The sequence below is a fragment of the Tepidiforma sp. genome, from assembly GCF_034432735.1.
Classification (GTDB): domain Bacteria; phylum Chloroflexota; class Dehalococcoidia; order Tepidiformales; family Tepidiformaceae; genus Tepidiforma.
The window spans coordinates 12,501-32,086 of record NZ_DAOUBJ010000081.1 but is presented as its reverse complement, the minus strand read 5'-3'; the positions used below and the strand labels follow the sequence as shown (position 1 = coordinate 32,086).

Sequence of the window (19,586 nt, the reverse complement as noted above, 5' to 3'; positions counted from 1 at the left end):
TGGGCGGTTCGGTGGTCGGTTGGGGATGGGGGCTTTTGGCCTCCGACGGGCAGGGCGCGGGCCTCAGCGGAGGGGGTTGCGCCCGATGACGAGGTCGTCGACTTCGCGGCCGCCGATGAGGTGCTCGGTGACGACGCGTTCGAGGTTTTCGGGGGTGAGGCAGGCGTACCAGGTGCCATCGGGGTAGACGACGCCGGTAGGGCCGGCCTGGCAGATGCGGAGGCAGCCGACCTTCGTTCGGTAGAGCTTGGGCGCGCCGGGTGTGCGGTTGACCCGGGCAGCGAGGGATTTGAGGCGCTCCCAGGCGCGCTGGCCATCGTCGGGGGAGCAGCAATCGGGGCCGGTGCAAAGGAAGATGTGCCGTTGGTAGGTGCCGAGTTCGCGCTGGGCCGCCGCATCGCGGGCCGCCGCGAGCCGCTCCTCGGGCCCGTGGGGTTGTTCGTGCATGCGGAGATCGTAGCGGAGGTTGGTGGTTCGGGGGCGGGTGACGCGTGCGCCCTCTTGGCGGCGCGAAGGGGCCGGGCGGTGGGCGTATCATCGCGCCGGAGGTGCGCGATGTCTGGACGCAGGAGTTTCTGGGCCTGGGGGCTGGTTTCGGACGAGCCGAGCGACGAGCAACGCCGGCAGGCGGCGGCGCGGCTTTCGGCGCGCTTCGGCAAGGAGATCGCGGTGCCGCCGGTGCCGCGGATCGAGCAGGTCGCGCTGCGGCGGCCGCGGATCGCCCCGCCGGCGGCCCTGGCCGCGATCTGTTCGACGGATACGCACGAGCGCGCCGCGCATCACTACGGGAAGAGCTTCCGGGATCTCGTGCGGGCGTTTCGGTGCGACTTCCCGAATCCGCCGGATGTCGTGGCCTTTCCGCGGAGCGAGGCGGAGGTGGCCGCGGTGCTGGAGTGGTGCGGGGAGGTGGATGCGGCGGCCATCCCCTACGGGGGTGGGTCCTCGGTGGTGGGCGGCGTCGAGCCCCCCGGGGGCGACCGGCCGGTCGTGAGCATCGACCTGCGCGAGCTGAACCGCGTGCTCGAGGTGGACCCGGTTTCGCGGGCGGCGCGCATCCAGGCGGGGATCCTCGGTCCGGCGCTGGAGGAGCAACTCCGGCCGCACGGCTTCACGCTTCGCCACTTTCCGCAGAGCTTCGAGTGGTCGACGCTGGGCGGCTGGATCGCGACGCGCTCCGGCGGCCACTATGCGACGAACCACACGCACATCGACGATTTCGTGGAATCGGTGCGGATGGTGACGCCGCGCGGCGCCTGGGAGTCGCGCCGGCTGCCCGGCTCGGGCGCGGGGCCGAGCCCGGATCGGCTCGTGATCGGGAGCGAGGGGACTCTGGGCATTATCACGGAGGCGTGGATGCGGATCCAGGCGCGGCCGCGGTACCGAGCCTCGGCGGGAGTGATCTTCGCGACCTGGGAGGCGGGTTACGAGGCAGCGCGTCGGGTTGTGCAGGCGAAGCTCTGGCCGGCGAATTGCCGCCTGCTCGACCCGGCCGAGGCGGAGGCGGCGGCGGGCGGCGACGGGGCCCATGCGCTCCTCATCCTCGGATTCGAATCGGCGGAGGTGCCGCAGCGGCCGTTTCTGGAGGCGGCGATCGGGATCGCCCGCGCCTGCGGGGGCGAAGTCGACGCGGCCGGCATCCGCGTCTCGGAGGGGGACGACGAGGGAGTCGGGCGTCAGGGGGCGGTGGGCGCCTGGCGGAATGCGTTCATCCGCGCTCCCTACCAGCGGAATTTGCTGGCAGGGACGGGTGTGGTGAGCGATACCTTCGAGACGGCGATCACGTGGGACCGTTGGCCGGAGTTCGATCGGACGGTGCGGGAGCGGGTCGGGGCGGCGATCGCGGCGGCGGGCGGTGGCACGCTCACGTGCCGGTTCACCCACGTCTACCCGGATGGTCCGGCGCCGTACTACTCCTTCCAGGTGCTCGCCCGACCGGGTGGCGAACTGGAGACCTGGGCGGCGATCAAGCAGGCGGCGAGCGATGCGGTGATCGCGGGCGGCGGGACGATCACCCACCACCACGCGGTGGGGCGCGACCACATGCCTTGGTACGAACAGCAGCGGCCGCCGCTCTTTGGCGAGGCGCTGAAGGCGGTAAAGGCGACGCTCGATCCGCAGGGGCTCTTGAACCCGGGGATTCTGGTGGGGCACTAGGGCGGCGCGGGGCGCCGGCGGCATCGCCGGGGGATATACTCGCCGGGCGCGTTCTGCGCTGCCGCTATGCCTGGACACCGCCGCGCGACGCTCATCGTGAACCCGGCGGCGCGAGGGGTTTCGCGCCGGTTCGATGCCCCGCGGGCCGTACGCTATCTGGAGGCGCGGGGCGTGAAGACGGTGCTCGTCGTCCCGCGGAGCGCGGCGGAGGCGACGGCGGCGGCGAGGTCGGCGGCCGACCGGGGAGACGAGCTCTGTTTCGTGGTCGGCGGCGATGGCTCGCTCCGACAGGCCGCCGAGGGGCTCGCGGGGAGCGCGACCGCCCTGGCGGCCATCCCGGCTGGGACGGTCAACATCTGGGCGCGCGAGGCGGGCATTCCGCGAGGGGCCCGGGCGGCGTTCGATGCCCATCTCGGGGGGCAGGTCGCCGCGATGGACCTCGGGCGGGCGGGGGAGCGTGCCTTCCTGCTGATGGCTGGCATCGGCTGGGACGCCGAGATCGCTGCCGGGGTGAGCCTGCGGCTGAAGCGTTTGGCTGGCGATTTCGCCTACATCTTGCACGGGCTGGCACGCGCGCCGGCGCTGCGCACACGCTGGGTGCGCTGGCGGGCCGATGGCGACCCGTTCGAGGCGCCACTCGCTTGGATGTTGCTCGGGAATACGCGGCTGTACGGGGGCCGGATCCGGCTGACGCCGGGCGCGCGGGTCGACGACGGGCTGCTCGATGTGGTGGCCTTCTGCCCCCGCGGGCCGGGCGAGGCGCTCGGGCTGGCGTTGCGGGTGGTGGCCGGGAGGCGGGAGGGGGAGCGGATCGTCACGGGCCGTTGCGCGGAGGTGGTGGTGGAAACGCCGGGGCTGCCTATCCAGCTCGACGGTGACCCGGTCGGGCTGACGCCGATGGCCTTCCGGGTGGAACCAGCGGCGCTCCGGGTGAGCCTGCCGGCCGGCCCGCTTCCGCCGCTCTGGGGCGACCGAGCCACCGGGGCTACGGGAACTGGGTAAGCGCACTCGCGCCGATGACGGGTCCGTGCGGCGCTCGGGGCTGCACCGGCGGCGGCGCCCGTATACGCTACGGGCATGAGCATCCAGGTGAAATGGTTTCCGACATTGGTCAAGCGGTCGCGTTCGAAGCAGCCGGAGACGGTGGTGGCGTGGCGGCCGGGGCTGACTCCCCTCCAGGTCTTGCTCGACGAGGGATTTTCGGAGGTGGATGCGGAGGCGGTGATGCCGATCGTGAACGGTGCGCAGGCCGGCCTTCGCGATGGGCTCGCCGATGGCGACCGGCTCGAGTTCCTCGTGAGCATCCAGGGCGGCTAGGGCCGCGCTTCGGCGTCTCGGTCGGCGGAGGGGGGAGGGGCGAGGGGGAGGAGGATGCGGAAGGTGGCGCCCCGGCCGGGTTCGCTCTCGGCTTCGAGCCAGCCACCGTGGGCACGAACGACGCTGAGCGCGGTCGAGAGTCCGAGGCCCGTCCCTTTGCCGACGCCTTTCGTGGTGAAGAAGGGGTCGAAGATGCGGCTCAGGAGTTCGGGAGGGATGCCGCTGCCCGTATCGGAGACGGTGACCTCGTGGTAGCGGCCGGGGTGTAGGCCACGCCGGGCCCAGGCGGGATCGGCGCCGATGGTCCGGGTGGTGCGCGCGATGACGATGGAGCCGCCCTCGGGCATGGCGTCGCGGGCGTTGAGGAGGAGGTTGAGGAGGACCTGTTGGAGGGCACTGAATTCGCCGATGACGGTGTCGTCGCCGGGGTCGGTGCGCACGCGCAGGTCGATGGCGGGGGTGAGGGTGCGGCGGACGAGGGCGACGGTCTCGTCGATGACGCGGTCGAGCGAGAGGCGATCTCGGCTCGCGATGCCGGGACGGCTGAAGGCGAGGAGCCTCCGGACGAGCTCGGCGCCCCGTTCGGCGGCGATGGCGGCATCGTCGAGGTAGGTGCGCAGGGGTGAATCGGCCGGGAGTTCGGTGCGGACGAGGAAGAGGTTGCCGAGGATGGTGGTGAGCAGGTTGTTGAAGTCGTGGGCGATCCCGCCGGCGAGGACGCCGAGGCTTTCGAGCTTCTGCGCCTGGAGGTTGGCGAGCTCGGCTTTGCGCCGCTCGGCGGCGTCGCGGGCGGAGCCGATGATGCGGGCACAGCGCCCCGTATCGTCGAAGATCGGCGTGAGGTGGGTGACGACTTCGCGGCGGTGGCCGGGCCGCTCGATGACGTTTTCGTATTCGATGGCGGTGCCGGCTTGTTCGGCCTGGCGGTAGCGCTCGATGGCCCGGCGGGCGGCCTCGTCCGGGAGCACCTCTTCGACGCGCTTGCCGACGATATCGGAAATGGGCATTCGCAGCATTTCAGCGGTCCGCGCGTTGGCGAGGACGACGCGATAGGTGCTTTCGTCTTCTTTGTCGACGACCCAGATCGCGTCGCTGGTGCCTTCGACGACGGCGCGGTAGGTGGCCTCCGACTCGGCGAGGCGGCGTTCGCTCTCGAGGCGCCGGCCGAGGTCGCGCGACCAACCGACGATGCGCCGGTAGGGGCCGTCGGGCGGGTCGGCGACGGGGGTGAGGGAGGTCATGATGTGGAAGGGGCGCCCCTTCCATTCGCCCCGCATCTCGCGTTCGACGGTACGGCCGGTGGCGGCGGCCTCGCGGTAGAGGGCTTCGCGTTCGCTGGCTTGCTCCTCGGAAAGGTATCCGGCGGCTGCCAGCTCGCGGGAGGATTTGCCGATGACGTCGGCGGGCGCGATGCGGGCGCCACGGCAGTAGGCGGCGTTGACGAAGACGAGCCGCCACTCGCCGGCATCGTCGAGGTCGACGAGCCACATCGGGTCGCGAACGGATTCGACGACGGCGCGGTGGAGGGCTTCGATTTTGCGCTGTTCGGTGACGTCGCGAATCCAGAGTTGGGTAGCGGGTTCGCCGCCGAAGAGGGTGGGCGCGCCGACGGTTTCGACGCGGGCGATGGTGCCGTCGCAGCGGATGAAGTCCATTTCGGCGGGGCCGACGGCTTCGCCAGCGAAGAGGCGTCGCTGGCGCTCGCGAACGAGTTCGTGGAAGTTGGGATGGACGAACTCGAGCACCTGGCGGCCGAGGAGCTCCTCGGCCGAGGCGGCGCGCATGAGGTGGACGGCGGCCGGGTTGACGTAGAGGACTTGGCCGCGGCGATGGACGGCGACGGCCTCGGGATTGAGCTCGATGAGGCTGCGGTAGTGTTCTTCGTTCTCGCGGAGGGCCGTCTCGGCGCGGACGCGGTCGGTGATGTCGGTGACGGTGCCGAGGTAGCCGGCCCGGGTACCGGCGGCGTCGGTGAAGGCGACGGCCTGGGCGAGGACCCAGCGCTGGGCGCCATCGGAGCGGAGGATGCGGTACTCGATGCGGAGGGGGCGGTCGGATTCGATGTGCTGGCGGGTGGCCTCGATGAGGCGCGGCCGGTCTTCGGGGTGGACGGCATCGAGGTACCCGTAGCCGAGCGCCTGCTGGGGGGTTTGCCCGGTGAGCGTTGTCCAGCGGTGGTTGACGCGGAGGCAGGCGCCGCGGAGGTCGGTCTCGAAGATGCCGACCGGGAAGCGGTCGATGGCAAAAAGGGCATCGAGCCCGGCGGCGGTCGGGTTCTGGTCCGTCATTGGTGGGGCGCCCCCGCCAGCGCAAGCGTTAGCTTATCGCGTTCGGGGCGAGGGTGAGTCGGGGAATCCCCCGATGTGGGCGCTTCAGATGCGGAAGAGGGCCTCGTCGCCGGCAGCGCGGACGCAGTTGCGGCCGGCGCGCTTTGCTTCGTAGAGGGCGAGGTCGGCCTCTTTGATGAGCCACTCGGGGGTCATGAGGGCATCGGCGCGGTAGGCGGAGACGCCGAACGAGGCGGTGACGGGGATGGACTGGCCGGCGACCTCGATGGGGCGGGAGGCGAGGGCTTCGCGGACACGCTCGGCGCTCTGGACGGCCCCGTCGAGGGGGGTGGAGGGCAGGACGACGACGAACTCTTCGCCGCCGAAGCGGGCGAGCAGGTCGGCATCGCGCAGGGCGGTGCGCAGCCGCTGGGCGACGCCGCGGAGGACTTCATCGCCGACGAGGTGGCCGTAGGTGTCGTTGAGCTGTTTGAAGTGGTCGAGGTCGACGAGGAAGAGGCTGAGCGGGGTGCCGTAGCGGGCGGCGAGGCGGAAATGTTCTTCGAGGAATTCGTGGAAGTGGCGCCGGTTGGCGACGCCGGTGAGGACATCGGTGGAGGCCTGCTGGATGAGCTGTTCGCGCTCGGCCTGGAGGGCGGCGTTTTCGCGTTCGGATTCGATGGTGAGGCGGAGGAGGGCGTCGTTGGCGCGGGCGAGGACGTCTTCGGGGGCGAGGCTGCTGGCGGGGATGTCGAAGCTCGCGGCGAGGGTGGAGCCATCGGCGAGGGCGGTGGCGACGATCTCCTCGGCGGCCTCGCTGGCAAGCCCGAGGCGTTGGCAGGCGGTCCGCAGGGCTGCGAGCTGTTCGCCGGGGCGCTCGCCGAGGATGACATCGGCTCCGGCGGTGCCGGCATGGACGCAGAGGACGAGCTGGGCGGTTTCGAGCGGTGCCCGGTCGGGGTCGGCGGCATGCCGGATGGCATCGACGAGGCCCGCCGGCAGGTTCCAGCGCTCGGCCAGGGCGGCGCCGACGCGGGCGTGGTCGACGCCGAAGCGTTCGGTTTCGCGTGCGCGGAGGCGGGCGGTATCGTGGCCGGCCTCGGCGGCGACGGCGCGGTAGTCGTCGCCGAGGGCGCTTTCGAGGGCGATGACGCCGAGGAGGTGGAAGAGGCCGCCGAGGAACGCTTCATCGGCGATGCGGAGTCCGGCGCGGCCGGCCACGGCGCGGGCGACGATGGCGGCGTAGAGGCTCCGCTGCCAGAGCCAGGTATGGTCGAGGCCTTGGCCCTGGCGAGCACGGAGGTCGGTGACGAGGGTGAACCCGAGGGCGAGCGTCTTGACGGTGCGGAGGCCGAGGATGAGGACGGCATCGCGGACGCGGGAGATGGAGCGGGGCCGGCCGTAGTAGCCGGAGTTGGCCATGCGGAGAACACGGGCGGCGAGGGCAGGGTCGCGTTCGATCAGGCCGCCGAGTTCGTCGAGCGAGACGTCGGGGCGCTGGACGAGGTCGATGACGCGAACGGCGACGGCCGGGATGGTCGGCAGTCGGTCGGACTGCATGATGCGTTCGAGCGGCGACCCGGCCATGGCTGCGACGTCTCCCCTTGGTAGCGTAGCGGGCACGGCTGCCCCAACGTGGGTATCGGCCGGTTTTTGGGAAAAAAGAGGGAGATCTGCCGCAGGACTCGGGGAACCCCCTAAGGGAGTGGACGCTCGGCTGGGGGAAAGGGGCCGGGCGGCCGTTGCGGCGGAAATGGGCCAGGGCGCAAGCTGGGCATATTCCGAGCCGGAGGCCCGTCGATGGCCACGATCGAACCCCCGCCCGGCGCGCTCACGGGGCATCGCCGCCACCGGCGGATCGCCTACCGCGCGGAGTTCACGGAGCCGCTCGCCCACACCCGCGCCCCGTACCTCGTCGAGGGGATGTACACCGACGCCGAGGGCAGGCGTATCGGGCCGGTCTTCACGAACGAGGACCCGCCGGAGGCGTTTCTGGTGTTGCCGGACGAGGATGTCCCGCTGGTGCACGTGGAGGCTGCGCTGGATGCCGACCCGCGGGTGGCGAGCTACGAACAGCTGGTCGGGCTGCTCTTCGACCCGCTCGAGGCGGTGCCGCGAGGCGTGGCCGAGAACGGCGAGCGGTGGGAAAACGGCGAGCTCGTGGTCTATACGTTCGAGAGCGACGAGGATGCCCTGGAGGCGCAGTTCTGACCGCTGGCCTTGGCTACCAGGCGGCGATGACGACGGCATCGGCCGGGTGGTGGTGATCGCCGATGTCGAGGAGGAGGCGACGCCCCGGGACGAGCTCGGCGGCGGGGAGGGCGCGCGAGACCGCGGCGGAAAAGACGGCGGTTGCAGAGCCATCGGGCCGGACGGTCGCGGTGTAGGTGGTGGCATCGAAGGCGACGAGGCGCGCGCGAAGGATGGCCATCACGCGACCTCCCCCAGGGCGAGGGAGGCATCGAAACGGAGCCCAGCGCGCCAGTCGGTTTCGATGGCGATCACCCGGTAGCGAGCCGCCCCGCCGGGTGCGAGGGGGTGTCGCACTTCGACGATATCGTACAGCTGGAGGCCGGCGTGGAAGGGCACGCGGGCGATGGCGAGCGGGATGGCGCGCCGCAGGCGGGCGAGGAGCCGCGCGGCGTACGCTTCGGCGAGGGCGTCGGTGGTGGCGCCGAGTTCGCGCCGGGGGGTGAGGGCGGGGCCGTCGCGGAGGAGGCTGGCGCCGTCGTAGGCCTCGGCCGCCCGGTCGGGCCCGGCGATCCGCGCCCAAGCGGGAAGGGCGCGGGCGGCCGGTTCGAACCGGAGGAGGGGTTGGCCGCCTTCGCCGAGGACCCAGGCGATGGGGTCGGTGCCCGAAAGCCCGCAGATTTCGAAGCCGGACTCGGCGCGGAAGGCATCGGGGGTGGGCCCGAGGAGGCGGAGGGCGGCGGGGAGCGCCGATTCGCCGGCCTGGATGGCGAACGCGGCCGTCTCGGTGGTCCAGGCGCCGGAGGGCGGAAGGTCGGCGGCGCTGGCGACGGGGATGCCGGCGCGCGCTGCGAGGGCGGCGACGGTTTCGCCTCGGGTCGCGCCGGCGGGCGCCTGCCAGGTGGCCGGGGCGCGGTAAGCGCCGAGCCGCTCCCACGGGCCATCGAGGCGGAGGAGCGCCGTGGCGGTGCCTTCGCGCTGGCGGCGTTCGACGGTGGAGACGGCGCCGCGGAAGACGGGCCCGAACTCGGGTGTGCCGCCGGCGCCGCTCAGGTAGCCGAGGCTGACTTCGATGCCGGCCCCGGGGCCGAGGAGGGGCTGGGTGTCGTTCGGTTCGGCGAGCGCGAGGAGCGCCGTGGACGTTGCCGGCCCCTGCCGCCAGCGGAACGAACGGACGAGCTGGGTGGCCTCGAACTGGTCGGCGAGCGGTGCTGCGCGGAATCCGGTGACGCTGGCGGCGAACAGCGAATCGCCGGCGGCGAGCGCGAGGCCGAAGGGCGGCGCGGCGGCGAGTGGCACCGGTTCGGCCCAGGGTGCGAGCATGCCACCGACGGCCTGCGCGACCATGATGCGGGCGCCGGCGACCGGCGCTGCCCGTGCTTCGCGATAGGCCGCGATGGCCGTCCCGCTCCAGGCGAGGGAGGGCCGGTCGAAGGTGATGCCGGCGGCGGGGTCGGCGGCAGCGACGACCCGTGGGCCGAACCAGGCGTTCGGGGGGAGGGCGCCATCGCCCATGGTGTGGGCCGCGACGAGCGCTTCGCCGCCCGCGCCTGTTCCGGTGACGAGCAGCTGGTAATCGCCGGCGGCGTGGGTGGCCGCGAGGCCACCGATGGACGTCCAGGCGGCGCCGACCGTCCAGGCAGTCGCCGTCGTGGCCCAGGTGCCGCCGGTGCGACGGAGGCGAGCGACGGCCGGGGCCGTGCCGACGGTGAAGAAGAGGCAGAGGTTGCCGTTCGCCGAGCGGCCGGCGAGGGCGAGGCTGCCGACGGCGCCGGAGGCGGTGAAGCGCGTCGCTGGCGCGGACCAGCTGAGGCCGTCGTCGAAGGAGTGGACGGTGCGGATGGCCGCGCCATCGGCGAAGGCGACGACGATCTCTCCCGGGATTGCGGCGGCCGCGATGGGTGCCCCGGTGGGGAGGGCAGCGAGGGGCGCCGACCAGGCGCCCCATGCTCGGCGGGCGCGGAGGTTGCCGGCGTCGTTGACGAGCTGGACGGGGGTGCCGGCGGCGCTGGCGACGAGGGCGTGGGGCGCCTCGCTGCCAGGCAGGCTGGCGCCTTCGTCGAAGGCAATGAGCGCGATGCCGGCGCGGCGGCGAGAAAGGACGACGTGGATGGCGGGGCGACGGCGGGCGCCGGCCTGGTGGGCGAGGAGGGTAGGCGGGAGCGTGCGCATGGCGCGAGGCTGCCAGCCAAGGTGGGGATCGCGAAGGGGCCGCTGTCGCGCTGTTAGCTGTGAGCCGAGGCGCGGGCGGCTTGGAGGCCTTCGTCGGCCGTACGCGGCGCGGGGAGAAGGAGGAGGTAGGCGGAGCCGAGGATACCGGCGGCGACGGAGGCAGCGAGGATGCCGACCTTCGCCTCGTCGAGGTGGGATGGATTCTCGAAGCTGAGGCCAGCGATGAAGAGCGCGACGGTGAAACCGATGCCGGCGATCATTCCGGCACCGAGTATCTGGCGGAAGTTGGTATTGGCCGGAAGCTGCGCCAGGCCAAGGCGGACGCAGACCCAGCTGGTGAGGAAGATGCCCACCGGCTTGCCGACGACGAGGCCCACGGCGACGCCGAGGGTGACGGGGCTCGATAGGGCGTTGCGCAGCATCTCGCCGTTCACGGCGACGCCGGCGTTGGCGATGGCGAAGATGGGGACGATCAGGTAGGCGGTCCAGGGGGCGAGGCGGTGTTCGAGGCGGTCGAGGGGGCTCTCCATGCCGCTGGCAAGGTCCTCCATCTGGCGGAGGGCCTCCTGCATCCGGTCGTGGTCGCCATCGGCGCGGGCAAGGGCGAATTCTGCCCGGAGCCGCTCCATGGAGGTTTCGAAATCGTCGTCGGTGTAGTACGGGCGGGAAGGGGTGAGGAGGGCGAGGATGACGCCCGCGATCGTTGCGTGGATGCCGGATTCGAGCATGGCCGCCCAGAAGAGCACCCCGAGGAAGATGTAGGGAGCGAACGAGCGGACCCCGGCACGGTTGATGACGATGATGAGCGCGAGGACGAAAAGCGCCCATCCGACGGCTTCGAAGGAGAGCGATTCGGTGTAGAAGACGGCGATGACGACGATGCCGCCGAGGTCGTCGGCGACGGCGAGGGCGAGGAGAAAGACCTTGAGCGGCGTGGGGACGCGCTTGCCGAGGAGGGTGAGGACGCCGACGGCGAAGGCGATATCGGTGGCCATCGGGATGCCCCAGCCGTGGGCTGTCTCCGTGCCGGCATTGAAGAGCGTGTAGATAAGGGCCGGGCCGAGCATTCCGCCGAGGGCTGCGGCGGCGGGGAGGATGGCGCGGCGCGGCGTCGAGAGTTCGCCCGTGACGAGCTCGCGCTTGATTTCGAGCCCGACGACGAAGAAGAAGAGGACCATCAGCCCATCGTTGACGGCGTGGCCGAGGTGTTGGTGGATTTCGAAGAGGTGGAGGTCGAGCGCGAGCTCGGTGGCCCAGAGGTCGTGATAGCTCTGATCCCAGGGCGAGTTGACCCAGACGAGGGCGATGATGGCGCCGACGAGGAGGACGATGCCGCCGGATGCCTCGATAGCGGCGAACCGCTGCGCGGGGCGGACGAATCGGTGGATGACGAAACGGCGGCCGTGGCCGCCGATGAATGCGTCGATCGAACGTAACATCCCGGCGTAGGGTAGACCGGCGAGCGTTCCGGTCAACGGGGGCCGCTCGCGTTCCCTGTTCGGGCTGGTGGCCGTACCATCGGCGGCCATGGGGCCGCGCATCCTCATCCTCGCCCGCGGGTACTTGGGAAGCCATATGTCGGCCCCGGGCATCCGGGCGACGGCGCAAGCGCGCGTCCTCGCCGAAAGCGTGCCTGGGGCGCAGGTGACGCTCGCCGGGCCGAACGACGACTACGAGCAGCCGGCCGACGGCGCCTACCGGGTGACCCGCTGGAGCGCGCGCAATCTGCTCCAGCTGACCGCGGCCCACGATGTGGTGATCAGCTCGATGCTGCCGCCCCACATCGCCCTCTTGTATCCGTGGAAGCGGTACGTGGTGGACCTTTTTTCGCAGTATGCGATGGAGTGGATGGAGGTGGGGATGCAGCATTACGAGGGCCGCCACCGCGACGCTTGGGCGGAGCGGACGCGAGCCGTCCTCGGGATGCAGCTGACGCTCGCGGATTTCATTCTGACCTGCAACGAGCGGCAGCGGGACAGCTACATCGGGATGATGACCTCACTGGGGCTGATCTCGCCGCGCGTCTACGAGGCGGACCCGACGCTGCGGCGGTACATCGACTCGGCGCCCCACGGCATCCGGCCGGAGCCGCCCATCGCGGGTCCGCGGGTCCTCCGCGGGGTTCGCCCGGGCTTCGGGGAGGATGACCGGATCATCCTGTGGAACGGCGGCATCATCCAGTGGTACGACCCGGCGACGCTCCTCGAGGCGCTTCGACTGCTAGGGCGCAGCGATATCAAGCTGCTCTTTCTCGGGGCCTCGTATCCGGGCATTCGCGAGCTCGGCAAGGGCGTCCGCTTCCAGGATGCGAAGGCGATCGCGGCGCGCAATGGCCAGCTGAACCGGACCGTCTTCTTCGAGGAGGGGTGGGTCTCGCACGAGGAGGCGAAGCAGTACGTGCTCGAGGCGGATATCTCGGTCTGCACGTATTTCGACAACATGGAGACGCGCTACAGCCACCGCACCCGGTTCGTGGACCTGATTTGGGGCGAGCTGCCCTTCATCTGCACGCACGGCGATGTATTGGCGGAGGAGGTCGCACAGGAGGGGTGGGGGCTGGTGGTGCCGGAGGGAGATGCGCCGGCGCTGGCGCGGGCCATCGAACGGCTGCTCGACGACCGCGAGCTGTACGCGCGTTGCCGGGCGAACCTGGCTGCGGCGCGCCCACGGTTGCAATGGAGCGAGACGCTGAAGCCGCTCGTTCGCTTCTGCATGGAGGAGGGCGAGCCGATCTCGGCGAAGTGGGAGCGGGCGCCGGGGCTCGCGCAGCGATTGGCGAGCTACACCGCCCGGCGCGCCATCTTCAACGTCTTCGACCGGAAGCTGAAGCAGCGCTCGGAGCGGCTCGAGGCAGCCGAGAAGAAGGAACGCCTGCGCCAGCAGCGGCTCGCGCGGCTGGGCGGTGGGGGGACGGCGAAGTGAAGCTGCTCGTGCTCTCGCGGGCGGCCGTCGGCCCGCAGATGGCCTCGCCGGGGGTGCGCGCCTACCAACTCGCGGGGGCGCTCAGCCGCGCGCTCCCGGAGGCGGAGATCACGCTCGCCGTGCCGGGCGATCGGGGCGAAATCGCCCCGCCGGGGCGGACGGTCCGCATCCAGCGTTACGGTTCGAACGGCGAGGCGAGCTTCCTGGCGGGCCAGCACGACGTGACCATCTCTCGGAACTTCCCGCCGCAGCTGATCCGGCTGATGGGGAAGACACGCCTGGCGCTCGACGCCTTCACGCCCTTGTTCATCGAGTGGATGGAGCTTTCCCGGCGCGACATTCTCCCGAAGTGGCGCCGGACGTGGATGGCCTCGAACCGCTGGTACCTGAACATGCAGCTGACGATGGCGGATTTCATCTTCTGTGCCGACGACCGCCAGCGGGACCTCTGGATCGGGATGATGATGGCGCTCGACCTGGTGCCGCCGACGGTCTACGCGCGGGACCCATCGCTGCGCAAGTACATCGACGTGGTGCCTTACGGTGTGCCGGCGGAGCCGCTCCGGCCTGCGGGGCCCGTCCTGAAAGGGGTGGTGCCGGGGATCGCGCCGACGGACCGGGTATTGCTCTGGAATGGCGGCATTACGGAGTGGAACGATACGGAGACGCTGTTGCGGGCGATGGCGGAGCTGGCGCCGCGGCGGCCCGAGGTGAAACTCGTCTTCATGGGGGTGAACCACCCGGACTTCGCCTTCGGGCCGAGCGCCGGGGTGACGCGGCGGACGATCGAGCTCGCCGCCGATCTGGGGCTCACGGATCGCACCGTGTTCTTCCGCGAGGGCTGGGTGCCGTACCGCGAAATCGATAGCTTCCTGGCGGAGGCGGATGCGAGCGTCTGCCTCGGCTACGAAAATCTCGAGGCGCGCTTCGCTTTCCGAACGCGCTACGTGGACCTGTTCCGCGCTCGGGTGCCGCTGCTCTGCACGCGGGGCGATGTGTTGGCGGAGCGCGTCGAGCGGGAGCCGCTCGGCATCACGGTGGGAGAGCGCGATGTGGACGCGGTCGTCGCGGGGATCGAGCGACTGCTCGACGACCAGGCGCTGCGGGAGCGCTGCCGGGCGAACCTGGCGCGGGTCGGGGCGGAGCTTTCGTGGGATGTGGCGGTGGCGCCGCTGGCCGCGTTCTGCGCGGGTGGAGAGGTGGTAGCGCTGCCGGCGCGGCAGCGCCAGCTGCGGGCGCTGGCGCGGGGCGGGATGTACGTGGCGCTGAAGAAGGCCTGCAAGAGCCCGCCTCTGCACGCGTAGCGGGGAGAGGCGGGGGCCGGCCCGCTCGGCCGGCCAGCCCGCGCCGGGGCGCAGGGGAGGGGAGGGGGCCTGCGCGCTACCCGGCCCGCCAGTGCGGTTCGGTCAGGGGGCGCGGAGGATCGGGACTCGGGCGGCCCGCGCCTCGGCGTAGCGCCGGGCTACGTCCTCCCAGTTGATGATGTTCCAAACGGCCTTGACGAAATCGGGCCTAGCGTTGCGGTATTGCAAGTAGTAGGCGTGCTCCCAGGCGTCGATGACGAGGATCGGGGTGGAGGCGTTGGCGATGTTGGACTGGTGGTCGTACACCTGCTCGATCACGAGGCTGTCGGAGACGGGCTCGTAGGCGAGGACGCCCCAACCCGAGCCCTGCACGCTGTTCGTGGTGTTCGAGAGCTGCTTCATGAAGGCGTCGAAGCTCCCGAAATCGCGGTCGATCGCCTGACGGAGTTCGCCGGTGGGCTCGTCGCCGCCGTGCGGGGCGAGGTTGTTCCAGAAGATCGAGTGGAGGATGTGGCCGGAGAGGTGGAAGGCCAGATTCTTGGCCAGCATGTTGACGGTCGAGAAGTCTTCCTTGGCGCGGGCCTCTTCGAGCTTTTCGAGGGTGGTGTTGGCGCCGGCCACGTAGGCGGCGTGGTGGCGGGCGTGGTGCAGTTCCATGATTTCGCCGCTGATGTGCGGCTCGAGGGCTCCGTAGTCGTAGGCGAGGTCGGGCAGCGTGTAGGTGGGCATGCAGCGCTCCTTCGTTGGGGTGCGGGCCCGCTGCCAGGCACTCGCACCGCCGCACCAGAGGGGACGACAGGGTTGGCAGCGGGCGCGCGACGTGAGTTTCGCGCATTTCTGCCAAACACTGCAAGTGCAAATATTTGCAACTAGTCCCAAAGAGAAGGGGGAGCAGCACGGACTGCTCCCCCTCGTGCGGTGCGCGCGCGAACGGTCGGGCGTCAGCCGGCGGCGAGGCGGAAGCGGCTCGCCGCTTCGGAGAGCGCCTTGGCATACTCGCGCATCTGCGTCGCCGTGGCCGCGAGCTCTTCGGATTGGGCAGAGAGCTCTTCGGTGGAGGCGGATACCTGCTCGGCGGAGGCAGACGTTTGCTCGGAGGTGACGGAGACCTGCGAGATGACCACGGCGACCCGTTCGGTGCCGGCCGCCATTTCGGCGGCGCCGGCGGCCGAATCGCGGCTGACCTGGGCGATCGATTCGGTGGCTTCGACGATGCGGCTCGCGCCCTTTGCGAGCTCCTGCACCTCGCCGGCGACTTCTTTCATCCGCTCGGCCGCGGACTGGACGGAGGCGATGATCGCCTCGAGCGAGTGGCCGGCGTTCTCGGTGATTTCGCGGCCGGAGTTGACGTCGCGGACGCCCTCGTTCATCGCGGCGACGGCCTCGCGGGTGCCCTGCTGGACGCGCGCGATAAGGTCGGCGATTTCGCGCGTGCTCGCCTTGGAGCGCTCGGCGAGCCCTCGGACATTTTCGGCGACGACGGCGAACCCGCGGCCCTGTTCGCCGGCGCGAGCGGCTTCGATCGCGGCATTGAGCGCGAGCAGGTTGGTCTGGCTGGCGATCTCGTCGATCACCTTCACGATGTCGCCGATCTGTTGGCCGAGCTGGCCGAGCTCGCCGACGCGTTCGGAGGCGCGGGCCACGGCGCGCGCGATGGATTCCATGGCGCTGACGGCCTGGGCGACGGCCTGCTGCCCCTGGAGGGCCGCCTGGCGGCTCGCTTCCGCCGCTTCGGCGACTTCGCGCGAGACCTCGGAGGTGTGGGCGATGCGCTGGCCCATGGCCTCGGCTTCCTGCTGGCCTTGGGCGGCGGATTGGGCGCTCGATTGGGCACTGGCGCTCAATTGCTGCGAGCCGGCCGCCAGCTGGGTCACCTCGTGCGTGCTGTCCTGCGCGAGGCTGTTGAGCGAGACGGTCGCGGTGGTGACTTCGGCGATCGCCTGGGCGATCTGGCCCGTCGCGGCGGCCATCTGGCCTGACGATTCTTCGAGCTGGGCCGACGCGGCGAAGATGGCCTGCGCGTTCTCCTGCACGGTGCCGACGAGCCGGGAGAGATTCTCCACCATCTCGTGCAGGGCGCGCCCGAGCGCATCCTCCGGGCCGCGCGGCGAGACGGAGACGGCGAGGTTGCCGGCGGCGACTTCCTTGGCGACGCCGACCATCTCACGGAGGTAGGCGGTCATACGCTCGAACGCCCGGGCCATGGCGCCGAGCTCGTCGTTCGAGCGGATGTCGACAGCGACATCGACGTCGCCGCGGGAGATGCGGTCGGCGGCAGCGGCGGCCTTGCGGGCCGGGCCAGCGATGGAGCGGGCGAGCACCCAGGCGCCGCCGAGGCCGAGGACGACGGCGACCACGGTCAGCCCGATGAGCACCATCCGGGCCGAGGAGGAGGCGGCAGCGGCGCGGTCAGCGGCCAGTTTCGCCTGGTCGACGTTGAACTTCGCGAGCAGATCCAGGTTTTCGTTGAGCCGTGCGACAATGGGGTCCATCTGGGAGGCCGTGATAATCGCGCCGACCTGATCGCCCTTTTCCGCCTGATCGAGGACCTTCTTCCGCTCGGTCGTGACCTGCTGGCCGAGCTCTTCGATCAGGAGAAAGAGGTCGGCCTCCTCCTTGTCGAAAATCGTTCCGCGGTAGCTTTCGAGTTGCTGTTGGGCGAGCTCGAGTTGATAGCGGGAGGCATCGATGAAGCGCTGGCGCTGGCTCGACTCGGCCGCGAGGAGCGCCTTCTTCTCTTCGCGGGCGCTAGCGATGAAGTAGCGGTTGGCGCCGAGCGAGTATTGCACGCCGAGGGTGTTGAGCCGGTACAACTGGTCGGTGCGTTTGGCCGCTTGGTCGAGCTGGTAGATGCCGACGCCGGCGACGATCACCATGAGGACGAGGACGACGATGAATCCGCCCAGGATCTTGTGGACGAGGCGGAGGTTGGAGAGAGCCGACGGAACGCGCACGAAGCCCATGAGGTTGTTTCCTCCCATCGCTGGCGCTCGGAGGCGCCATTCACGCTGTGTTCATCATCGTTTGCGTCGTGGGGCCGGCAGCAGGGGAGGATCACCTAAGGTACGGCAGGGTTGCCACTAGGGGGCGAGCGTGCGCTCCCTGCTCTTGCAGGCGGCTAGGCCGCGCGGGGGATAGACTGGGCGGACGATGCAGATCGATTTCGCGCTCCTGGCCGACCACGCCGAAGTGGTCGCCGGGAAGCTCTACCTGATGGGCGGCGGCTGGGACCTCCGCCAAGCTCCGCGCGCGCCGGCCCGGGCGCAGTTCGCGGTGGCGCTCGGGGTGCGCGTGGGCTGGGAGGAGACCAACCTGCCGATTGCGCTCCGCTTGGTCCTCGAAGACGACGACGGGGGCGCGGTGCTCTCGCTCGATGGGCAGCTGCAGGTAGGGCGTCCGCCCCACGTGCCGGCGGGGACGAGCCAGCTGGCCCAGGCGGTGGTGGTAATTGACGCGGAGCTACCCAGTTACGGCGGCTACCGGGTGGTGGTGAGTGCTCGCCTGCCGAGCGGAGCGGAGGATACGCGAACGCTGCCGTTCCGGCTCGTGACGAGCGGGGCGGGTGGCTTTTCGCCAGGGGGCGGGCCGCAGGGCTGAGGCGGGGCCTACTCGGTGACCATGAACGCCCAGCCGACCACCTGCTTGGTGGGTGCCGAGGGGTTGAGCGGGTCCTGGACAGCGAGGGCGGCTTCGTGGCGGCCCGGGGCGAGCCCTTCGGCCGGGGCGTAGCAAACGCGGCCGTTCTTCGGATCCTGCTGCGTGGGGATGACCCAGGTGAGCCGGTCGGTGACTTCGACGCCATCGACGGCCATGCGGAACCACTGGCCATACTGGGGCGTGCCCTGGAAGCTCACCTCGGCGCAGATGCCGCCAGGTCGGGATGGGTCGGGCGAGCGGGTGGAGGCCTGCGAGACGGTGGCCCCGTGGGGTGGGTACACCTTCAGGATGTTGCCGCCGAGGTCGGGCGGCGGGCCGAATTCGCCGACGTCGGGGGTGGGCGAGGGCGTGGGGACAGGGTCCGGGCCATCGCCGCAGGCGGCGAGCAGGAGCGCGGCGGCGAGGCCGAGGGCGAAGAGCGAGCGGGCGGGGTGGGGCATCGGCTTCGAAGGTAGCAAAGCGGGCCGATCCGGGGAATGTGCCAACGGGGGCTTGGCGCTCGGGCGGGCAGCCGGCACGTTCGAGCAACGTTCACGGGAGGGAAAGGCATGGCATTCGATGAGCTCGAAGCACCGGATGTGGCGCTGGAGGTGGCCGAACTCCGGGCGCAGCTGGCGGAGCGGGAGGAAGCGCTGGGTGCGGCTCGGGAGGCGCACGCGCGGGCAATCGCCCGGCTGCGCGAGGCGCTGGCCGCCGCCGAGCCGGGGCTCGACGCGGCGCTGCTGGTCGGCGAGACGGTGGAGGAGGTGGAGGCGAGCTACGCCGCCGCGCGGGAGACGATCGCCCGCATCCGCGAGGCGGTGCGGCGGGAAGCGGCAGCGGCCATCCCGCCGGGGTCGACGCTTCGGCAGGAGCAGCGAGCGGCGCTGAGCGCGCTGGAGAAGATCCGCGCGGGGCTCGGCCGCCGCTAGCTCAGCGGGCGTCGAGGCGCCGGAGTACGGCCATCACGAGCGCATCGAGGGAATCGATGGAGGGGTCGGCTTCGGCGGCCTCGGCGACCCACCGGCGGGCATCGGCGCGGGAGTAGCCGAGCCCGGCGATCGCCTCGGCGGCATCGATGAGGAGTCGCTTTTCTTCGAAGGCGGCGGTATCGACCGGCCGCTCGACGCCGCCATCCTGGAGGGCGGCTTCGGCGATCACCTTGCCGCGAAGGGTGGCGATGATCTTGTCGGCGGAGCGGGGCCCGATGCCGGGGAGGCGGGCGAGGGTGGCCCGGTCCTCCTGTTCGATGGCGCGGGCGATGGTCGAGACGGAGACGTTCATGGCTCGGACGGCTTTGGCGGGGCCGATTCCCTCGACCGTGGTGAACTTCCGGAAGAAGTCGCGCTCGGCCCGGCGGAGGAAGCCGACGAGGACGGGGAGCGGGTTGTTGGCGGTGACGTGGTAGAAGATGTGGAGGCCGAGCTCGGGGCCTTCGCCAGCGGCGAGGTCGGCCTCGCCGGCGCGTTCGACGAGTTCGGGCCAGAGCCCGATGGGAACGAGGATTTCGAAGCGGATGCCGTGGACGTCGAGCTCGACGAGGGGGCCGGCGAGGTCCATCCGCGCGAGCCGGCCGGTGAGGTGGGTGATCATCGGGCGCAGTATGCCACGGCTAGCGTGGCGG

The 19,586-nt window shown here is 71.0% G+C and carries 18 protein-coding genes; 8 read left to right on the top strand and 10 right to left on the bottom strand.

The genetic code is table 11. From position 1 onward, the window contains the following. Positions 1-63: 63 nt before the first annotated feature. Positions 64-447: a hypothetical protein gene (locus VAE53_RS08150; protein ID WP_322818876.1), complete on the bottom strand. Its 384-nt coding sequence runs from the start codon at positions 445-447 to the stop codon at positions 64-66. 108 nt (positions 448-555) lie between these two features. Here VAE53_RS08150 and VAE53_RS08145 point away from each other — a divergent pair, with 108 nt between their 5' ends. The 3 genes from VAE53_RS08145 (at position 556) to VAE53_RS08135 (ending at position 3,471) form a co-directional block, all read left to right on the top strand. Next, positions 556-2,154: an FAD-binding oxidoreductase gene (locus VAE53_RS08145; protein ID WP_322818875.1), complete on the top strand. Its 1,599-nt coding sequence runs from the start codon at positions 556-558 to the stop codon at positions 2,152-2,154. A 66-nt stretch (positions 2,155-2,220) separates the two neighbouring features. After that, complete coding sequence (locus VAE53_RS08140) at positions 2,221-3,156, top strand: diacylglycerol kinase family protein (RefSeq protein ID WP_322818874.1); 936 nt, start codon at positions 2,221-2,223, stop codon at positions 3,154-3,156. Positions 3,157-3,231: 75 nt separating this feature from the next. Next, positions 3,232-3,471, top strand: coding sequence for a hypothetical protein (locus VAE53_RS08135; protein ID WP_322818873.1), 240 nt, complete (start codon positions 3,232-3,234; stop codon positions 3,469-3,471). Here VAE53_RS08135 and VAE53_RS08130 read toward each other — a convergent pair. Further along, on the bottom strand, positions 3,468-5,759 hold the full coding sequence (locus tag VAE53_RS08130; RefSeq protein WP_322818872.1) for a PAS domain S-box protein: 2,292 nt from the start codon (positions 5,757-5,759) through the stop codon (positions 3,468-3,470). The genes VAE53_RS08135 and VAE53_RS08130 overlap by 4 nt on opposite strands. An 84-nt stretch (positions 5,760-5,843) precedes the next feature. Beyond that, a complete protein-coding gene (locus tag VAE53_RS08125; RefSeq protein ID WP_322818871.1) occupies positions 5,844-7,325 on the bottom strand; it encodes a GGDEF domain-containing protein in 1,482 nt (493 codons plus the stop codon). Between the two features lie 213 nt (positions 7,326-7,538). Between VAE53_RS08125 and VAE53_RS08120 the strand changes: the two genes are divergently transcribed. Then, on the top strand, positions 7,539-7,949 hold the full coding sequence (locus tag VAE53_RS08120; protein WP_322818870.1) for a hypothetical protein: 411 nt from the start codon (positions 7,539-7,541) through the stop codon (positions 7,947-7,949). A 13-nt stretch (positions 7,950-7,962) separates the two neighbouring features. Here VAE53_RS08120 and VAE53_RS08115 read toward each other — a convergent pair whose 3' ends face one another. From VAE53_RS08115 to nhaA, 3 genes are read right to left on the bottom strand one after another with little or no spacing between them, the layout of a single operon-like run. Beyond that, a complete protein-coding gene (locus VAE53_RS08115) occupies positions 7,963-8,169 on the bottom strand; it encodes a hypothetical protein (RefSeq protein ID WP_322818869.1) in 207 nt (68 codons plus the stop codon). Beyond that, entirely contained in the window at positions 8,169-10,100 is a 1,932-nt protein-coding gene (locus tag VAE53_RS08110; protein WP_322818868.1) for a hypothetical protein, read from the bottom strand. The genes VAE53_RS08115 and VAE53_RS08110 overlap by 1 nt, the downstream gene beginning before the upstream one ends. Before the next feature lie 53 nt (positions 10,101-10,153). Continuing rightward, the gene (nhaA, locus tag VAE53_RS08105) at positions 10,154-11,539 is read right to left on the bottom strand and encodes a Na+/H+ antiporter NhaA (protein WP_322818867.1); all 1,386 of its coding nucleotides are present in this window, start codon (positions 11,537-11,539) and stop codon (positions 10,154-10,156) included. An 88-nt stretch (positions 11,540-11,627) separates the two neighbouring features. Between nhaA and VAE53_RS08100 the strand changes: the two genes are divergently transcribed. After that, a complete protein-coding gene (locus VAE53_RS08100) occupies positions 11,628-13,022 on the top strand; it encodes a glycosyltransferase (RefSeq protein ID WP_322818866.1) in 1,395 nt (464 codons plus the stop codon). Further along, positions 13,019-14,326 (top strand): glycosyltransferase family 4 protein, encoded by a 1,308-nt coding sequence (locus tag VAE53_RS08095; protein ID WP_322818865.1) that lies wholly within the window; start codon positions 13,019-13,021, stop codon positions 14,324-14,326. Before VAE53_RS08100 ends, VAE53_RS08095 begins: the two co-directional genes overlap by 4 nt. A gap of 102 nt (positions 14,327-14,428) precedes the next feature. Here the strand turns inward: VAE53_RS08095 and VAE53_RS08090 are convergent, their stop codons facing one another. Continuing rightward, a complete protein-coding gene (locus VAE53_RS08090; protein ID WP_322818864.1) occupies positions 14,429-15,055 on the bottom strand; it encodes a superoxide dismutase in 627 nt (208 codons plus the stop codon). Positions 15,056-15,267: 212 nt separating this feature from the next. Then, the gene (locus VAE53_RS08085; protein ID WP_322818863.1) at positions 15,268-17,289 is read right to left on the bottom strand and encodes a methyl-accepting chemotaxis protein; all 2,022 of its coding nucleotides are present in this window, start codon (positions 17,287-17,289) and stop codon (positions 15,268-15,270) included. Positions 17,290-17,476: 187 nt separating this feature from the next. Between VAE53_RS08085 and VAE53_RS08080 the strand changes: the two genes are divergently transcribed. Continuing rightward, positions 17,477-17,923 carry a hypothetical protein gene (locus VAE53_RS08080; protein ID WP_322818862.1) on the top strand — a complete coding sequence of 149 codons (447 nt, stop codon included), beginning with the start codon at positions 17,477-17,479 and terminating at the stop codon, positions 17,921-17,923. A gap of 8 nt (positions 17,924-17,931) precedes the next feature. Here the strand turns inward: VAE53_RS08080 and VAE53_RS08075 are convergent, their stop codons facing one another. Continuing rightward, positions 17,932-18,423: a hypothetical protein gene (locus VAE53_RS08075; RefSeq protein WP_322818861.1), complete on the bottom strand. Its 492-nt coding sequence runs from the start codon at positions 18,421-18,423 to the stop codon at positions 17,932-17,934. 108 nt (positions 18,424-18,531) lie between these two features. Between VAE53_RS08075 and VAE53_RS08070 the strand changes: the two genes are divergently transcribed. Then, entirely contained in the window at positions 18,532-18,894 is a 363-nt protein-coding gene (locus tag VAE53_RS08070) for a hypothetical protein (protein WP_322818860.1), read from the top strand. Position 18,895: 1 nt separating this feature from the next. On the opposite strand, the gene ruvA is transcribed toward VAE53_RS08070, so the two are convergent. Further along, positions 18,896-19,555 (bottom strand): Holliday junction branch migration protein RuvA, encoded by a 660-nt coding sequence (gene ruvA / locus VAE53_RS08065; protein WP_322818859.1) that lies wholly within the window; start codon positions 19,553-19,555, stop codon positions 18,896-18,898. Positions 19,556-19,586 lie beyond the last annotated feature (31 nt).

Coding starts and splice junctions, on each gene's coding strand:
- VAE53_RS08145 (WP_322818875.1), top strand. CDS start 556: ATGTCTGGACGCAGGAGTTTCTGGGCCTGGGGGCTGGTTTCGGACGAG.
- VAE53_RS08090 (WP_322818864.1), bottom strand. CDS start 15,055: ATGCCCACCTACACGCTGCCCGACCTCGCCTACGACTACGGAGCCCTC.
- VAE53_RS08070 (WP_322818860.1), top strand. CDS start 18,532: ATGGCATTCGATGAGCTCGAAGCACCGGATGTGGCGCTGGAGGTGGCC.
- VAE53_RS08125 (WP_322818871.1), bottom strand. CDS start 7,325: ATGGCCGGGTCGCCGCTCGAACGCATCATGCAGTCCGACCGACTGCCG.
- ruvA (WP_322818859.1), bottom strand. CDS start 19,555: ATGATCACCCACCTCACCGGCCGGCTCGCGCGGATGGACCTCGCCGGC.
- VAE53_RS08075 (WP_322818861.1), bottom strand. CDS start 18,423: ATGCCCCACCCCGCCCGCTCGCTCTTCGCCCTCGGCCTCGCCGCCGCG.
- VAE53_RS08120 (WP_322818870.1), top strand. CDS start 7,539: ATGGCCACGATCGAACCCCCGCCCGGCGCGCTCACGGGGCATCGCCGC.
- VAE53_RS08110 (WP_322818868.1), bottom strand. CDS start 10,100: ATGCGCACGCTCCCGCCTACCCTCCTCGCCCACCAGGCCGGCGCCCGC.
- VAE53_RS08085 (WP_322818863.1), bottom strand. CDS start 17,289: ATGGGCTTCGTGCGCGTTCCGTCGGCTCTCTCCAACCTCCGCCTCGTC.
- VAE53_RS08130 (WP_322818872.1), bottom strand. CDS start 5,759: ATGACGGACCAGAACCCGACCGCCGCCGGGCTCGATGCCCTTTTTGCC.
- VAE53_RS08150 (WP_322818876.1), bottom strand. CDS start 447: ATGCACGAACAACCCCACGGGCCCGAGGAGCGGCTCGCGGCGGCCCGC.
- VAE53_RS08100 (WP_322818866.1), top strand. CDS start 11,628: ATGGGGCCGCGCATCCTCATCCTCGCCCGCGGGTACTTGGGAAGCCAT.
- VAE53_RS08140 (WP_322818874.1), top strand. CDS start 2,221: ATGCCTGGACACCGCCGCGCGACGCTCATCGTGAACCCGGCGGCGCGA.
- VAE53_RS08115 (WP_322818869.1), bottom strand. CDS start 8,169: ATGGCCATCCTTCGCGCGCGCCTCGTCGCCTTCGATGCCACCACCTAC.
- VAE53_RS08080 (WP_322818862.1), top strand. CDS start 17,477: ATGCAGATCGATTTCGCGCTCCTGGCCGACCACGCCGAAGTGGTCGCC.
- VAE53_RS08135 (WP_322818873.1), top strand. CDS start 3,232: ATGAGCATCCAGGTGAAATGGTTTCCGACATTGGTCAAGCGGTCGCGT.
- nhaA (WP_322818867.1), bottom strand. CDS start 11,539: ATGTTACGTTCGATCGACGCATTCATCGGCGGCCACGGCCGCCGTTTC.